Raw genomic sequence first — 17,384 nt, 5'->3', positions numbered from 1 at the left:
AGAGCAGGAGATGACATCATCGAATGCCGAGAGATCAGTGAAAGTAGAAACCGGTGATGCGTGGCAGCGCTTGGCCATCATCGCTATTTTATATTTTTCGGCACGCAACATTAAAAATTCTGCCCAAGGGCTTATTTATATTATTCCCGCGCTGGCCATAGGCTCTAACGTGCTCTCCAAGCTAAACTCGCCAGAGGCGTATATTGCTATCGGCACCCTAGTATCCCTGGCGGTGGGCAGTGGCCTGATAAGCTTTTTTATGTACACCTTTCGCGTGCACAATCAGCATGTTGAGATTCAAACTGGCGTATTTCAACGTCGCTATACTAATTTACCGTTTTGGCGCATTCAGAATATCAAAATAGAGCACCCCTTTTATTATCGTCCGTTTGGCTATGCATTAGTGGTGCTGGATACCGCAGGAAGCGGTAAGGAAGAAGCCAATATAGTAGCGGTGCCGGTTTCCTATGCGAATGCGCTTAGAAAGCAAGTGCTGGCTGAAAAGAAGAAAGAAGAGTATTCCTCTGCCCATTCATCTTCAAACTTAAATGACAGCTCATTTCAAAGCCGAATTCAGAGCTCAGCTCAGAGCCCAGCCGAGCAGCTTTCTAAAGATAATGGGGCGGCTCGCTTTGGCATGTTAGCAGGGGACATGCTAAAAGGGGACAAGCTAGAGGATGATAGTGTAGAGAGCAGCGAAGAGGTGCTCAACACCCGCTCGATTGGCGATATTGTCATTCATGGCATTACCAATAACAGGGTGTGGATAATACTTGGTGCCGCTGCTCCTTTTTACGATGACGCGATAGGGTTAGTCTCTGACTGGTTGGCGGATAAAGGTTTGCAGCTTAACCAAATAGTGGGGGAGCAAACCGTCGCATGGTGGCAGTTTGGGCTTTACGCATTTGTTATTCTTATGATGATAATGGCTGCCATGGCGCTACTTAGCGTGGGGGGAGCGCTATTCACGTTTTATGGGTATACCCTCTCGCGCTCTGACGACAGATACATTCGCCGCAGCGGTCTATTGAATAAACAAGAAGTCAGCATGCGTGCCTCGCGCATTCAAATGATTACCGCTAAACAAGACTGGCTCGACAAAATACTCAAGCGGGTCAACTTGTATTTTGAGCAAAATTCCACGGCGGGTCAGCAAGTACAAGAACTGATGTCGCCCAATAAGCTTATTGTGCCATCGGTTACCGAGCGTGAAGCGGTTGAGCTTAGTCAAGAAGTGATGCCTGATTGCCAGCTTCACCGCGATGATTATCTAGGCATTAGCAAACGCTTTATACTGCACTGGTTAATAATAGCATGGAGCGTACCCATAGTAGCGTTGTGCATTATTGGTATTGTTACATATCAGCTCGATATTTTTCTTGGCTCTATCGGGCTTTTGATTGCAGGGTGCCTGTTACTCACCCTGCGCTGGTGGCGATGGGGCATAGCGGCCGATGGCAAATACGTATACGTAAGACGAGGGCGGATTGGTGTTGATTACCTCTGTTTCGAGCCATACAAAATACAACAAGTGATTGTTAAACAAAGTGTGTTTATGCGACGGCATCAACTTGCGTCTATCAAGTTCGTATTAGCGTCTGGATCGGTTACTGTTCCTTTCTTGCCAGAGCATTACGTTAAAGCGCTTGCCGACAGCGTGCTTTATGAGGTGGAGTCTACGCGTAAGTCATGGATGTAAATGGCGTTCTAAAAGTAGTGGCTGACTCAGGTTATTCCCTCGACTTGCTATTTTGCACTAGTTTTTTCATCGCGAAGAATTATTTGGTCTTTGCCCGCGTGTTTAGCGTAATATAAGCGCGCGTCGGCAATATCTAGCTGCAATTCGAAACTGCTATGGTCCTCTACACATACACCTACGCTGCACGTAATATTGAATTTGTGAAGAGTGAATTTTGTTTGCCTTACTGCATTCATAAATGCTGATAGTGCGGATAAGTAGGTTTTGGCAGAGCGTTGAGACAAAACGGTGAATTCTTCACCCCCATAGCGAACAATGAGATCTTCAGGAAAGTGGAGTTTAATGAGCGCGGCAAATTCTTGAAGCAGCGTATCCCCCGTTTTGTGGCCATAGGTATCGTTGACGTTCTTAAAATTATCAGCATCGATCATCGAAACAATGATGTTATCGCCAGGCCTTTTGTTGGCATACAGTTCTTCTGCCTTTTCGTGTAAATAACGACGATTATAAACTTGGGTAAGAGGATCGAGGTTGGCGTTATCGCGAATAGTTTGAATCATTTCCTGCGACTCTAAATTTTGCATGACGCGGCAAAAAAACTCTTCATGATAAAAAGGTTTTGATAAAAAGTCATTCGCTCCGCTTTTGATAAACTTAGAGGTCAGCACGCTATCACCCGTAGAAGATAACCCGATAAAAATCGTATCCTGCATCCTGCGTTCTTGACGAATGGCTTTGATGAGTTCGTACCCATCCATTTGAGGCATTCTATGATCAGATATCACCATTTTAATGTTTTTGTGGTTGTCCAGTTGCACCAAGGCTTCTATTCCATTTCCGGCTTCATGAACCCGAAATTTGAACTTTTTGAGAAGCTTACAAATGTGATTACGGCTGGTTATCGAGTCTTCAACTACAAGGACATCGGTATAGAGGTTCTTGCGGAGCCTATCAATAAGCTTTGCCACTTGCAGGTAAGAATAACGAGATTCTTTGGTTATATAATCGAGCACGCCCTTGTCGAGGAGTTGTGAACGAGTAAACTCATCGAAGTTTCCGGTAAGCACTATAGTTGGTAGATCATAAGAAAGTGCCAAGTCTACGCTTTCTCCATTTGGTGCATCGGGTAAATTAAGGTCAACAATAGCGGCAAGATAATCACTCGAAGCCTGCAAGGCTAATTCGGCCTGTGCTAAGTTTTCACACAAATCACAGGAGAACAGGGGATTATCTTCGATCAATTTGTAGACTATTTTTCGAACCGTAACACTATCTTCTACCACAAGAACTTTATACATTGGCGATACTCAAATGACCTTGTGAGTAATCATATGCAATTATTCACAAAAAAGCCCTTATAAAAAGGGCGTTTTAGACTTATGTATAGCGCTTGTGTTCATGTGTGTGATGGCGGAACCCGAACATTTCCTTCCATCAGCACTCGAGCACTTCTACTCATGGTTGCTTGAGCAATATGCCAACGATCATTTGAGAACTCTGCTTTTGCACCAACGCGCAAGGTGCCAGAAGGATGGCCGAAAACAACGGCATCGCGGTCAACACCGCCAGCACTCAAATTAACTAGTGTGCCCGGAATGGCTGCGGCAGCAGCAATGGCAACAGCAGCAGTGCCCATCATGGCGTGATGCAGTTTGCCCATGGACATGGCGCGAACCAAAACATCGATATCAGAGCCTAAAATATCTTTTCCACTAGACGCTTTATAAGGCGAAGGTGGGGCAACCATAGCAACCTTAGGGGTATGCTGGCGACTGGCCGCTTCACCGATGTCGGTGATCAAGCCCATTTTCACTGCGCCATAGGCCCTAATGGCTTCAAACTTCGCCAGTGCATCAGGGTTGCTATTAATATCGTCTTGCAGCTCGGTACCGGTATACCCAATGTCTTCTGCATTGATAAAAATAGTGGGAATTCCAGCGTTTATCATCGTTGCGTGCAGCGAACCCACTCCCGGTACTTCAAGGGTATCTACCAGTCTTCCTGTTGGAAAAATAGCACCCTCGCCATCGGCCGGGTCAACAAAGGCAACTTCCACTTCTGCTGCGGGGAACGTTACGCCATCAAGCTCAAAGTCACCGGTTTCCTGCACTTCGCCATTAGTAATAGGAACATTAGCAATAATAGCTTTGTTGATATTTGCTTGCCAAATTTGCACAACAGCAATGCCATTATCAGGAATTTTACTTTTATCGACCAGACCGTTGTTGATGGCAAACGCGCCTACGGCCGCAGTTAAGTTACCGCAGTTTCCGCTCCAATCTACAAAGGGTTTATCGATGGCAACTTGGCCGAAAAGATAGTCGACGTCGTAACCTTCTCGTTCACTTTTACTAATTATCACGGTTTTACTGGTGCTTGAGGTAGCGCCACCCATGCCATCGGTGTGTTTACCGTATGGATCTGGACTTCCGATTACGCGAAGTAATAGGGCGTCTCGCGCTGCCCCTGGTTGTTGGGCAGCCTCTGGCAAATCCGTTAAATTAAAAAATACACCCTTACTGGTACCGCCACGCATATAGGTAGCGGGTACTCGAAGCTGTGGCGCATACTGTGTCATGTTTGTTCCTTTTTCTTTTGAGTAAGGGGAAGTTTGATTACGGTTTGAAACACGCGGTGAATACATCCATGTACGCTCCCCAGCCGCATCCATGCGGCTGGAGGGTTTCAAATCGTAATCAAACTCCCTCTAAAAATAATTAAACTTTGTTAGAGGAGAGTGTTTAGTCCATGCGCCCCGAAGGTTTCACTTGAGCACTCGCTCTCTCTTCAAAATTTCAACATCTATGAATTTGTAGAGGAGAAGGGTTTCAAATCGTAATCAAACTCCCTCTAAAATAACTAAACTTCGTTTGAGGAGAGTGTTTAGTCCATGCGTTCCGAAGGTTTCACCTGAGCACTCGCTCCTCTCTTCAAATTTTCACATCTATCAACTTTAGGGAGAGAGGGTTTCAAATCGCAGCCAAACTCCGCGCAAAAACTACAGCCTCCATTAAAGAAGGCTGGTGAGTTAGGTTCAGGGCCCTCAATTCGCACGGATGCGAATTGGGAGCCTACAGGGATGTATTTACGGCGTGCCCTGCACCTAACTTACTTGCCTTCCCTCGCGAGGGTTGATTTGACCCAATCCACATGGATGCGAATTGCGAGCCAACAGGGACGTATTTACGGCGAGCCCCGTACCCATCTCACTTACCTTCTTATTGCTCAAAATAAGACTCATTTTATTTGTACAACATCAGCGGAAGTGAGAAAGCACTAAGTTGGGTATGGGACCCTCAATTCGCATGGATGCGAATTGGGAGCCTACAGGGATGTATTTACGGCGTGTCCCAAACCCGGCCTAGTGCTTTCTAGCCAATCACGGCAAATTAGCCAACCTCGGCTTCTAAGAAGTCTTTTGCAAAGCGTTGTAATACGCCGCCAGCGCTGTAAATAGAGACTTCTTCCATGGTGTCTAACCGACAGGTAACCGGTACTTCAAGTTGCTCACCGTTAGCACGATTTACCACGAGGGTAAGGGTAGCGCCTGGTGAGGGCTCACCTTTAACATCGTAGGTTTCAGTACCATCTAACTCGAGTGTTTTGCGGGTGGTGCCCGGTTTAAACTCTAGCGGTAGTACGCCCATTCCAATTAAGTTAGTGCGGTGAATACGCTCGAAACCTTCTGCGGCAATCACTTCAACACCGGCTAAACGCACGCCTTTTGCCGCCCAGTCTCGTGACGAGCCTTGGCCATAATCAGCGCCAGCAACAATGATCAAAGGCTGTCTGCGGGTCATGTAGGTTTCAATAGCTTCCCACATGCGCACAACGTTGCCTTCGGGTTCAATACGCGCCAGCGAGCCTTGTTTCACTTCGCCATTTTCTTGCACCATTTCGTTATACACTTTTGGGTTGGCAAGCGTGGCACGCTGAGCAGTTAAATGGTCGCCTCGGTGGGTTGCATAAGAGTTAAAGTCTTCTTCAGGCAATCCCATCTTGGCTAAATACTCACCGGCTGCACTATTTGCCATAATCGCATTTGAAGGTGATAAATGATCAGTCGTGATGTTATCGCCTAAAATGGCAAGGGGGCGCATGCCTGTCATGGTGCGCTCTGCGTCCATAGCGCCTTCCCAATAAGGCGGTCGGCGAATGTAGGTGCTCTGCTCTCGCCATTCGTAAAGTGGGTCGATATGGCTGCCATAATCTACGCTTAAGTCGAACATTGGCTCATACACTTTTCTAAAGTGCTCGGGCTTAACGCTCTCTGCCACAATGGCATCAATTTCTTCGTCACTTGGCCAAATGTCTTTTAGCGTTACAGGGTTGCCGTCGTTATCAATACCTAAAATATCTTTTTCGATATCAAAGCGTACCGTACCTGCAATGGCGTATGCCACTACAAGAGGAGGTGACGCTAAGAAAGCTTGTTTGGCATAGGGGTGGATACGGCCATCAAAGTTTCGGTTACCCGATAGAACAGCAGTGGCATATAGATCGCGGTCTATGATTTCCTGTTGAATTTTAGGGTCTAGTGCACCACTCATGCCGTTACAGGTAGTACAAGCAAAAGCCACTACGCCAAAGCCAAGGGCTTCGAGTTCGCTCATCAGGTTAGCTTCTTCAAGATAAAGTTTTACGGCTTTTGAGCCAGGCGCTAATGAGCTTTTCACCCACGGTTTACGGGTAAGGCCGCGCTGATTGGCGTTACGAGCAATAAGACCTGCAGCAATAACGTTTCGCGGGTTAGAGGTATTGGTACAGCTTGTAATGGCAGCGATGATTACTGCGCCGTCAGGCATTTTATCGTCTTCTTGTTCCCACTTAGCCGCAATACCGCGACTGGCAAGATCGCTAGTTGCCAAACGTGCGTGTGGATTAGACGGGCCTGCCATATTACGACCTACTGATGATAAGTCGAAGGTAAGCACACGCTCGTATTCAGCAGTTTTTAAATCATCAGCCCATAAACCCGTGTGCTTGGCGTAGTTCTCTACTAAGGCTATTTGTTTTTCTTCACGACCGGTAAGGCGCAAATAATCGATGGTTTGCTGGTCGATATAGAACATAGCCGCAGTAGCGCCGTACTCTGGCGTCATATTCGAAATGGTTGCACGATCGCCAAGGGTAAGGTGTGAAGCACCCTCCCCATAAAACTCTAAGAAGGCAGACACCACACGCTGCTTACGCAAGAATTCAGTTAGTGCCAAAACTACATCGGTAGCAGTAATACCCGGCTGTGGTTTACCGGTTAATTCTACACCCACAATGTCTGGCAAACGCATGTAGGATGCGCGACCAAGCATTACGCTTTCGGCTTCAAGGCCACCTACACCAATAGCGATAACACCAAGTGCATCTACATGAGGCGTATGGCTGTCTGTTCCTACTAAGGTGTCAGGAAACGCCACGCCATCGCGAGACTCAATAACTGGTGACATGCGCTCCAAATTGATTTGGTGCATGATGCCGTTTCCTGGGGGAATAACATCTACGTTTTTAAACGCCGTCTTTGTCCAATTGATAAAGTGAAAACGATCGTCGTTACGTCTGTCTTCAATGGCGCGATTTTTTTCAAAGGCGTCTTTTTCAAAACCTGCGTGCTCAACTGCTAAAGAGTGGTCGACAATTAGCTGGGTAGGAACCACTGGGTTCACTTTAGCAGGGTCACCGCCTTTTGCCGCTATCGCATCGCGCAAGCCTGCTAAATCAACCAGAGCAGTTTGGCCAAGAATATCATGGCATACAACACGAGCTGGAAACCAAGGAAAGTCGAGGTCGCGTTTGCGATAAATGAGCTGTTCTAGCGCTTTAGTCAGTTGCTCAGGTGTGCAACGGCGCACTAAGTTTTCAGCAAATACTCGAGAAGAGTAGGGCAGCTTTTCGTAAGCCCCAGACTCTATGGTATTTACCGCCTCGCGGGTATCGAAGTAATCGATACCCGCGTCTGGTAGGGGTTTTCGGTAATCAATATTCATAGCGTATTACCTTACGCTCGGTCAGCGATTGATGGCACTGGACGAAGCTCTTCACCGGTATAATCAGCCGATGGGCGAATAATACGGTTATCAGAACGCTGTTCCATCACATGTGCTGCCCAGCCTGTTAAGCGAGACATGACAAAAATTGGTGTGAAGAGTTTTGTAGGAATTCCCATGAAGTTATAAGCAGAGGCATGGAAAAAGTCTGCGTTACAGAACAGTTTCTTCTCGCGCCACATCACTTCTTCACAGCGCACTGAAACAGGGTAAAGTACTGTATCACCTATGTCAGCAGCCAGTTTTTCAGACCACTCTTTAATAATGCCGTTACGCGGGTCTGAGTCGGCATAAACCGCGTGACCAAAGCCCATGATTTTTTCTTTGCGTGCCAACATGCCCATCATTTTTTCTTCGGCATCGTCGGCAGAGGTAAAGCCTTCAATCATTTCCATGGCCGCTTCGTTTGCGCCACCGTGAAGTGGACCGCGAAGTGAACCAATGGCACCCGTTACGCACGAGTGCATGTCAGATAGGGTTGATGCGCATACACGGGCTGTAAAGGTTGATGCGTTAAATTCATGCTCTGCATAAAGAATGAGCGACACATGCATCACTTGTTCGTGAAGTTCACGAGGCTTTTCGCCGTGAAGCATGTGCAGGAAGTGGCCGCCAATGGAGTCGTCATCGGTTTCAACTTCAACACGTACGCCGTCGTGAGAAAAGCGATACCAGTAGCAAATGATGCTAGGGAAACACGCGAGCATGCGATCAGTCACTTGTTGCTGCTCGTCAAAGCTCTTTTCCATTTCAAGATTACCTAACATGGAACAACCAGTGCGAAGCACGTCCATTGGGTGAGCATCTTTTGGAATACGCTCAAGCACTTCTTTAAGCGCGTCGGGTAAACCGCGCATGCCGCGAAGTTTTTCTTTATAGCTATCTAGCTCAGCCTGCGTTGGCAATTTACCTTTTAAGATAAGGTAAGCCACTTCTTCGAACTGACATTTATTGGCCAGATCTTTTACGTCATAGCCGCGATACGTTAAACCCGAGCCTGATTTGCCCACGGTTGATAATGCTGTTTTACCTGCAACTTGGCCGCGTAATCCCGCGCCACTTAATTGTTTAGCCATCTTGTAATCTCCGGTCTTTTAAATTTGTAGGGTACGTTAGTAAAAAAATCTATTATGAAAAAGGAACGGATTCCTTAGTCGCTATTAAATGTACACTTTCATAAGCGGGCTCAATGCATTGAAAAGTGGGGGCGGTACTTAGGTCGTTACCCCTGCGAGGCATGGATGCCGAGCCGGAGCGCCCATGGATGGGTTCACGGCGTGGTAACGACCTAAGTACCGCTCCCGCTTCAATAGTACATTGCGTCCCAGTTACTGTTTATTGTGTTTAGTTTAGTTTTTACCTTTGGCGAAAAGCTCATCTAGCTTTTGCTCGTAATCGTGGTAACCAAGGTAATCGTATAGTTCCATGCGGGTTTGCATGCTGTCGACAACAGCTTTTTGATCGCCATTCTCAAGAATAGACGTGTAAACCATTTCTGCAGCTTTATTCATGGCTCTAAAGGCGCTTAATGGGTAAAGCACCATACTGGCTCCCCATTCACCAAGCTGTTCTTTGTTCCATAGTTCGGTTTGGCCAAATTCGGTAATATTGGCAAGAATAGGCACGTCTAGCGCGTCGGCAAAGGCGCGGTAGTGTTCTTCGGTTTTTACTGCTTCAGCAAAAATGCCGTCTGCACCGGCTGCTACATAAGCTTTAGCGCGTTCAATCGCCTTTTCCAATCCTTCTTGAGCGAAGGCGTCGGTGCGAGCCATGATGAAAAAGTCAGGATCGGTTCGAGCATCTACCGCCGCTTTTATGCGGTCTACCATTTCTTCTGTGCTAACAATTTCTTTATTTGGACGGTGTCCGCAGCGTTTCTGTGCAACCTGGTCTTCCATGTGCACAGCGGCTGCTCCCGCTTTTTCCATATCGCGAATGGTTTTGGCTATGTTAAAAGCTCCACCCCATCCTGTGTCTATGTCTACTAATAAAGGAAGATCGCATGCCGATGTAATACGTTGCACATCGACAATAACGTCGTTAAGCGAGGTCATGCCTAAATCGGGAAGGCCGTAAGATGCGTTCGCTACACCACCGCCAGAAAGATAAATAGCTTGGTGACCAATGGATTTTGCCATCATGGCCGAGTAGGCGTTGATGGTGCCCACGATTTGAAGCGGTTTGTTTTTCGAAAGGGCGTCTCTAAATTTTTTTCCTGCACTCATTTTATTTACTCGCTTAACGTGAAGTAGGGTAGAGGTGAATGAAAGTTAAAAAAGCTATTTTGCACTTATGCATTATGAAGCTTCTTTTCTATATTGTTTTTTGAATAAAGAATGTGTCTGCGCATGAGTATTTCAGCTAACTCTTCATCTCGGTTAGCAATGGCGTTTACTATGTGTCTGTGTTCATCAAATGCCGTGGTTACTCGCGGGCCTGCCATGCCAAGCTGTACGCGATACATACGCACCAAGTGATACAAGCCATCTATTAATACGCTGATTAAGTGGCTGTTTTTGCTACCAGTGACAATTCTGTAGTGAAAATCCACGTCACCAGCTTCTTGATAGTAGCTTTCGCCGCCTTTTACTTTGTTGAAGTGACTGTCTAATAGGCCCTGCATGGCAGCTATTTCATCATCGCTCATGTAGCGTGCTGCTAGCCTAGCTGCCATTCCTTCTAAAGCTTCTCTTACTTGATAAAGCTGCACTAAGCCTTCTGGAGACAGTGCGACTACACGAGCACCTACGTTGGCTTTTCTTTCAACAAGATGGCAAGTGGCAAGGCGATTAATCGCTTCACGTACGACGGCGCGCGACACTTCATATTTTGTCGACAATTCGGTTTCGCTTAACTTAGAGCCCGAAGGGATAATGCCTTCGACGATATCGGTCCTTAGCTGGTAAAACGTTTTGTCTGCACTGGTAATGGCTTGTTCGTTATTGCGTGTCACAGTTAGCTACTTGCTTCTTTGTAATGTCGACAATATAAGCTGTTATTATCAATATATCAAACTTTAAGGGTTAAATTGTCGACAAAGTAAGATTAAGGTCGTATGCCTTACTAATATTGAGCGCGGTATCTTTTTGCATTTTTCGTATTTCGACAGTCATTGAAATGATTAAATAGAACACACAGAAAATGTGTGCAAGCGCTGCGGTTTAAGTAACAGTGAGAACAGGTATCTGACGAATAGGATAAATAGTAGAAACCGACGGCGTTACTTGGCCACTTGGTCAGGTTGTCAAATGGCTTTAACAGGAGCTCGTTTTCTTTTTCTAGATTTTAAAGTTATGAATATTAGGTTAAGTAATTGTTTCTTTGATGAAATTTAAAAGGTCTAACCACCTAACCTCTTGGTCTACTTAGTGAGTTTCAAATTGGCGAAAAAATGATATTTAGCTTTGCAAGAAGGCATTCTGTCGGTATTATGCCCGCCCAGTTTTCGAGCCTACGTAATGCGCTTAAATGGCGAAGACTGGTGTACGCTATTATGCTTGCTGTCAGTAAAATACATATCAACAATGTACTTCTTTGCCTTTAACGTTTTTAGGCTGTAAGAGTTCCGCAGAAGAACTTGAAACACAAACTATCAGCCGTAAATATCACATACTCACGCAAAGGGGTTCCACCAAATGACCAGTCACACTGACGTGTCTAAGACACTCGCCAGTAAGCTCTCTCCTGTCGCTTTAGCAGTAGCGATGACCATTCCAGTATTATCAAATTTTGCCGTTGCACAAGAAACACAAGATGTAGAAGCAACAGAAGAGCAAAAGTTTGAAGCGATCACAGTTACCGCAACAAAACGTCCACAAGTAATCTACGAAGTACCAATTGCCCTTAGCGCTTTTGATGGCGATAAGCTAGCTGCTCAAGGTATTACCGACTTAACTGATGTGGGTAAATTTGTACCTAACTTGAACGTTACTGGTTTTTCAGCAGGCCATACCTCATCAGTTAACCCGTTTATTCGCGGCATTGGTTTACAAGATCACTTGATTACAACCGATCCTGGCGTAAGTGTATACGTTGACGGTGTATACCTAGGTCGTCAGGTAGGTCAAAACTGGAGTCTGAACAATATACAGCGTATTGAAGTTTTGCGTGGTCCACAGGGTACACTTTACGGTCGTAACTCTATTGGTGGTGCTATCAACATCATTACTAAAGAGCCAGATCAAGGCGATGTGACCAAGGTCAATACAGAGTTTGGTACCCGCGGCCGTGTGAAAGCAGACTTGTTTGTTAACCACGCGCTTTCAGACACAGTAGCATTCAATGCAAACCTATCGTTTAACAAGCGTGATGGCTTAGGCGAATTTATTAACGTTCCAAATGCAGAATACGATGTAGGCGAGACAGAAGACGTATCTGGACGTGTATCAGTTAAGTGGGAACCATCAAACGATTTTCGTATGGTACTTACAGCTGACGCAAACAATGGCGACGGCGGCCTTCGTCCATACACTGTTCTCATCGATGAAGTCCCAAATGGACGTTATTTTACCGGCCTAGATTCTAACGGAGTTCCAATACCCAGTGGCCCATTAAGAAATTCTGACGTAATCCCAGAAGGAACAGATCGCTATGACAACGCCACGGGGAGTCAAGAAGTTACCGGCGTATCTAACGAAGCGCGTGGTCTTTCACTCTCCACTGAGTGGGATATTAACGAAGACTACACGGCTAAAGTAGTAGCGAGTCAGCGTACTTCAAATTACAAAGCTGGCCTCGATGATGATGGTACTGTTTTCTTACTAGACCAATTCCCAGAGCGCGGTGAAGCAGACCAAACCTCTATTGAACTGCAGTTGAACGGCTACCTTAACGAGTATACTGACTTTGTTGCTGGCCTTTACTACTTCAACGAAGAAGGGAGTAACCGTCAAGGTGAAGGTTCTAGCTTTAATGGCGGTGGAAACCTACTTGAGCTAGACCAAGAAACAACATCAAAAGCGGCTTACATCAACCTTCGCCACGACATCAATGACGAACTATCTGTATCGGGTGGCTTGCGTTACACCAAAGATGAGAAAGACGCTTCTGCAAACGTATTTGGCCTTTTAGGCACTATAGGTGACTCAAATGACTGGAACGAGTTGACCTGGGAATTAGCCACTAACTACACGTTCGAAAATGGTATGACAGGTTACGCGACTATTCAATCTGGCTATCAGTCAGGTCAATACCCAGCGCGACCATTCTGTTTGTTCGATGATGTTGTGGAACAGGGTAATTATGATAATTTAGGCGGTTTTATAAATGCTTCTGCTGGAGAGCAGGAGATGGTTCGTGATTTAGTTCGCGCTAACAACTGCTTTACTGCTTCTGACAATATTACGGCAACAAACTACGAAGTGGGTGTTAAAGGTCGTATCAATGAATATGTTGATATGAGCGTTGCGGTGTTTAACACTGAATTTGAAGATCTGCCTTATCAAGTAAGTCGTGTAAGTGAAGGTGGTTTCGATACAGCTAATTTAGTTGTTGAACAAACTTCTCGCGGTATTGAACTAGATACAACGCTTAACTTAGGCAATTTCAGCATGATGACCAGTATTGGTTATATGGATGTTGATGTGGAAGAGCAGGCAGGATTCAGACCTGTTGCACCACTTACTCCTGACCTAACGCTTGCTATTGGTCCGCAGTACACCTTCGAACTTGATGGCGGCGACTCAATTCGCGTGCGCGCTGATTATTCATACCGTTCAGAGATGTACGGCGAGCCAACATCAGCACCAGAGCGGATGACAGAGCTTGATAGTCGTGAGCTGGTAAACGTTGATATTGCCTACACGCCAGCAAACGAAGCGTACACAGTAGCATTGTACGGTCGTAACATTTTTGATGAGCGTTATGATAATGCTCGTTTAAATACTGGCGATTATATTCTGCAAATACTTAGCAACGATGCGAGTGAGTTCGGTGTGAGATTCTCGACCGAGTTCTAAAAAGCGCGCTCAAATGAGCACGCGACAGCACACAAACATAAAGGCCGGTCCTTTGTTAATGAAAGTGAAGTGACCGGCTTTTTTATGCCTACAAGTTTGAAATAGACGGTAAAAAGTAGCTATAACGCAGTTTGTATAGGTAATATGCAACTAAATACATTCGTAATCTTGTTTTACTAGCAATATTAGAATAGTTTTATTACATCGACCTTGTGTGACTAACGCTTCATTAATAACCATCGGTTAGTGACAATCAAATGGACAAGAGGATTTGCAGGGGTGGGGATACTTTCTAAGTTACAACGTTCTTGGACTGAACGAAAATTCAAAAAGCATGACTGGCGTATCATACAGCAGATCCCCTTTAACGCCTTTGAACAGCTTATCGTTTCACATGTTGATGACGGTTGGGAAATTGAAGAAGACTATTTGCCGCTCAAAGAATCCACTAAAAAGTGGGAGTGTGAGCTAAAAAAAGGCACCAGTATTTTAGTATGCACTTGGGTTAGCGACAAGCTAGGGCAGGTAGTAGGGCCAGAGAGAGTGGTGACTGGACTTGCATCAACATTGAATCTACCAGCACATACGTCCCCTCAGTACTCTTAAACGTAGCGTTAAAAAAATAGCGGATTAAAAAGTAGTACTACCCAAAGCGTTCAGACGCTAGGGCCTAAAGCCATCCTTTTTGCTGCGCTATTCGAGCGGCATCAATGCGGTTTGTTGCATTTAGCTTTGAGATAGCCTCTGAAAGATAATTTCTTACCGTACCTTCAGATAAAAACAACGCGCTAGCAATATCATGAGTTTTCATCCCCTCTGATGCGAGCTTCAGCGCTGACATTTCCTTTTCAGACAGTGGATTGTTATCGTCTAACGCCATTAGCGCAAGTTCAGTAGATATAACGACTTTTCCTGCAATTACGTCCTTAATCGATGCAATTAAGTAATCGCTATCGGCTTCTTTTAATACAAAACCTTTTACGCCAACACTCATGGCTCGCTTTATATATCCGGGTTTGGCAAACGTCGTCATTAACACTACGTGACTAGTAATATGATGACTTGCTACATGTGCAGCTAAATCAAGCCCACTCATTTGAGGCATTTCAATGTCGCTTAAAATGATATCTGGCGCGTGGTTATTTTCTAAAAAATGTATGGCCTCTTGGCCATTGCTACATTTTCCTATTACCTCGAGCTCATCTTCTAAAGACAGCAGCATGGCAATAGCATCGCGTACGAGCGATTGATCTTCAACAACGAGAATGGTGGTCATCTGCTTCCTTTATAAGTTAGTATGCAGGGGCGTCTTGTGTGTTTTGTGTTTAAGCGTAAATGTAAAACCAGGGTGAGAGGAAAATGTCATAGTGGCCAGGGCGTTTATCGACGCGGCTCTCTCTCTTATGCCCTTTAAGCCATTGCCTTCTTTTATTTTATTGACGTTATCTAGACGACCAAAGTCGTGATATTCCAGTGTATATGCAGGGTGGGGCGTACCAATCAGCGATAATTTTAAACTCAAGGTTACATGAGTAGTATTTGAGTAGCGAAGTGTATTGGTAAAGAGTTCTTTAAGCATAAGCGCCAGCTGGGTTTCTTCCATCGCGTTAATATGTTGATTGATATCATCATCAATATCCAAGTTAACACTGACGTCTTTTTCCATGAGTAAGGCTTTGTTTTTGGTAATTTCATCAGTTAATGAAAGTTGTTTAATGTCTGATACTGCATGGCGTATTTCACTTAGAAGTGACTGGGATAACGCTGCTAGAGCCCTCACTTCTTGCTGTGCTAATTCAACGTTATTTTTGCTCAGTAGCTTATCGGCAAGTTGTGCTTTTAAAGAAATAGAGCTTAGCGCGTGGCCCGCAACGTCGTGTAAATCTCGTCCAATGCGTTCACGTTCTGCAATAGCTGACAGTGTGCGTAACGACGCGGCGTGCTGGGACTCTTTTATCTGATGAAGGGTTTCTTTGCGCTCCATAATGCCAAAGCCAAGAAGTACGACGCTGTTTATCGCTGCCGCAAGCAAAAAGTAATCGTTTGTTTTGATGAGATAAAATTGAAGTGCGGCAAGCGAAACAAGCACCAATGACATGATAAGCATTGACCGTTTCAGCGCATAGTAATAACCGCAAATAAACGCGACAAAGCCAAAAAATACGGCACCACCTGGATTACTGTAGGTGGTGATATACCCGAGTGCCAATATAAAGGTTATGTAAAACGGAAGCTGGTGCTGCGGTTTATTAATCGCGACAAGGTAAGTAATTACAAACAGCGTATAGGATAAAACGTTAAACGATATTACAGCGTTGCTCAGAGGCAGTGAAAGTATAAGCGGCACAAAAAAGAACAAGGAAAAAAATAGGCTGCTATACGACCACCGCTTTTTGCGCCCACTTGCGAGCAACGGCATGGTGGGCACTTGTTCTAACTGGGTATCAGTATTGTGTTTAAACACAAGTATTTCTTCCTTATTGAAATACGACGGCAGACTTACTCGTAATAAGCACTGTTCCAGACACAATCAGTATAATACCTATCACGGCAAACATGTCGAAGGTTTGTTTATAGAAAACCACTGATGCCGCTGTAATCAGTGCTATACCCAAACCAGACCAAATGGCATAAGCGACTCCTATACCCATGTGCTTTAATACAACCGAAAATAACCCTCCAGATACAGCATAAAATGCAATGGCAGCATATCCAAATGCCCATTTCTCCCATCCATCCGACGCTTTAAGAAGCATGGTTGCAGTCACTTCGGTAACAATGGCAAGTGCTAACAATAGATAAATCATAAATAACTTCCTTTTCTTGTAGTGTTAAAGAGACTGGTAGCGACGTTCTAATGCATAAAGAGATACAATGTAGACAGCAACAATAACCGCTGAAATGGCCTCTACCCGCGCATCAGGAAATAAGTACCATGCTGCTACAATACCTGCGGTGCGGGCGCTAGTATGAAAGTAGCCCACCCAATGTTCGATAGACCAAGACAGGGGCATCCACATCAATCCTGCTAATATGCCTAAGGTTAACGGTACGGTGGTATGGTCGATGGCAGCTACAGGCATAGCTATCCCGAATACCATTAAGCTCATTACCATGCCCACGAAAAAGAGTGTATCGAAACTCGTTCTAGGCTTATCTTTTGAGAAAAAGCGTTCGCCAGTGAGATAAGACAAACCTGCGCCGAGATAAAAAATAGCGCCTGTGCCAATGTACAACATCCACGTAATCGCAACCTCAGATACAAAAGGCGCCGCACTACCGAGCAAAGCCCATACGATGGTGCCGGCCAAAGGCATGGCAATAAACCTATTCTGCTTAAATAGCGCGCGTTGCTCATCAAGTGATAAGTCACGAGCTGATAGAGGTTGATTTTGGGCTTTATCGAGTGAGCCGCCTTCTATTTGGCTATTTAAGTGGTTCGCCAAGTGGCTTTGTGAGTTTTGGTGTAATGGACGCTCTGCAATAACATCGTTCATGTTCATTTCCTTCAATGCTGTGTTGAGAGTGCTGAGAAGGTTGAAGTATGAAGGTACGACTGCACTTAAGTAAGTCACAAACATCACCAATGCCGCATGACAATTGTCATCGATACGGTGAACAATGGACACGCGTTAAGAAGGCGCTTTGTAAACCAAATAGGCCTAGTTTCAGTATTCTACTGTCTTA

The 17,384-nt window shown here is 45.3% G+C and carries 13 protein-coding genes; 3 read left to right on the top strand and 10 right to left on the bottom strand.

Translation table 11 applies throughout. The annotated features are described in order from the left end of the window. Window positions 1-10 precede the first annotated feature (10 nt). Window positions 11-1,699: a PH domain-containing protein gene (locus tag ACOJR9_RS15095; RefSeq protein WP_420933746.1), complete on the top strand. Its 1,689-nt coding sequence runs from the start codon at window positions 11-13 to the stop codon at window positions 1,697-1,699. Between the two features lie 47 nt (window positions 1,700-1,746). Here the strand turns inward: ACOJR9_RS15095 and ACOJR9_RS15090 are convergent, their stop codons facing one another. The 6 genes from ACOJR9_RS15090 to ACOJR9_RS15065 form a co-directional block, all read right to left on the bottom strand. After that, complete coding sequence (locus ACOJR9_RS15090) at window positions 1,747-2,997, bottom strand: diguanylate cyclase (protein WP_420933745.1); 1,251 nt, start codon at window positions 2,995-2,997, stop codon at window positions 1,747-1,749. A 98-nt stretch (window positions 2,998-3,095) separates the two neighbouring features. Further along, window positions 3,096-4,277, bottom strand: a complete 1,182-nt coding sequence (gene prpF, locus ACOJR9_RS15085) for a 2-methylaconitate cis-trans isomerase PrpF (protein WP_420933744.1) — start codon at window positions 4,275-4,277, stop codon at window positions 3,096-3,098. Window positions 4,278-5,088: 811 nt separating this feature from the next. Then, window positions 5,089-7,680 carry a Fe/S-dependent 2-methylisocitrate dehydratase AcnD gene (acnD, locus tag ACOJR9_RS15080; protein ID WP_420933743.1) on the bottom strand — a complete coding sequence of 864 codons (2,592 nt, stop codon included), beginning with the start codon at window positions 7,678-7,680 and terminating at the stop codon, window positions 5,089-5,091. Window positions 7,681-7,691: 11 nt separating this feature from the next. Further along, window positions 7,692-8,816 carry a bifunctional 2-methylcitrate synthase/citrate synthase gene (prpC, locus tag ACOJR9_RS15075; RefSeq protein ID WP_420933742.1) on the bottom strand — a complete coding sequence of 375 codons (1,125 nt, stop codon included), beginning with the start codon at window positions 8,814-8,816 and terminating at the stop codon, window positions 7,692-7,694. A gap of 273 nt (window positions 8,817-9,089) precedes the next feature. Continuing rightward, entirely contained in the window at window positions 9,090-9,965 is an 876-nt protein-coding gene (gene prpB, locus ACOJR9_RS15070; protein ID WP_071980456.1) for a methylisocitrate lyase, read from the bottom strand. 65 nt (window positions 9,966-10,030) lie between these two features. Beyond that, the gene (locus ACOJR9_RS15065) at window positions 10,031-10,693 is read right to left on the bottom strand and encodes a GntR family transcriptional regulator (protein WP_420933741.1); all 663 of its coding nucleotides are present in this window, start codon (window positions 10,691-10,693) and stop codon (window positions 10,031-10,033) included. 682 nt (window positions 10,694-11,375) lie between these two features. Between ACOJR9_RS15065 and ACOJR9_RS15060 the strand changes: the two genes are divergently transcribed. Next, window positions 11,376-13,697 (top strand): TonB-dependent receptor, encoded by a 2,322-nt coding sequence (locus tag ACOJR9_RS15060; protein ID WP_420933740.1) that lies wholly within the window; start codon window positions 11,376-11,378, stop codon window positions 13,695-13,697. A gap of 246 nt (window positions 13,698-13,943) precedes the next feature. After that, the gene (locus ACOJR9_RS15055; RefSeq protein ID WP_420933739.1) at window positions 13,944-14,303 is read left to right on the top strand and encodes a hypothetical protein; all 360 of its coding nucleotides are present in this window, start codon (window positions 13,944-13,946) and stop codon (window positions 14,301-14,303) included. 64 nt (window positions 14,304-14,367) lie between these two features. Here ACOJR9_RS15055 and ACOJR9_RS15050 read toward each other — a convergent pair whose 3' ends face one another. From ACOJR9_RS15050 to ACOJR9_RS15035, 4 genes are read right to left on the bottom strand one after another with little or no spacing between them, the layout of a single operon-like run. Continuing rightward, on the bottom strand, window positions 14,368-14,973 hold the full coding sequence (locus ACOJR9_RS15050) for a response regulator transcription factor (RefSeq protein ID WP_420933738.1): 606 nt from the start codon (window positions 14,971-14,973) through the stop codon (window positions 14,368-14,370). 9 nt (window positions 14,974-14,982) lie between these two features. Beyond that, window positions 14,983-16,161 carry a sensor histidine kinase gene (locus ACOJR9_RS15045; protein ID WP_420933737.1) on the bottom strand — a complete coding sequence of 393 codons (1,179 nt, stop codon included), beginning with the start codon at window positions 16,159-16,161 and terminating at the stop codon, window positions 14,983-14,985. A 13-nt stretch (window positions 16,162-16,174) separates the two neighbouring features. Beyond that, window positions 16,175-16,504 (bottom strand): DMT family transporter, encoded by a 330-nt coding sequence (locus ACOJR9_RS15040; RefSeq protein ID WP_420933736.1) that lies wholly within the window; start codon window positions 16,502-16,504, stop codon window positions 16,175-16,177. A 24-nt stretch (window positions 16,505-16,528) separates the two neighbouring features. Continuing rightward, a complete protein-coding gene (locus ACOJR9_RS15035) occupies window positions 16,529-17,194 on the bottom strand; it encodes a DUF7010 family protein (RefSeq protein WP_420933735.1) in 666 nt (221 codons plus the stop codon). Between the last annotated feature and the right edge of the window lie 190 nt (window positions 17,195-17,384).

Source organism: Alteromonas ulvae (assembly GCF_048987005.1).
Taxonomy (GTDB): Bacteria; Pseudomonadota; Gammaproteobacteria; order Enterobacterales; family Alteromonadaceae; genus Alteromonas.
The sequence above is the reverse complement of the archived record's forward strand: the minus strand, read 5'-3'. Positions and strand labels throughout refer to the sequence as shown.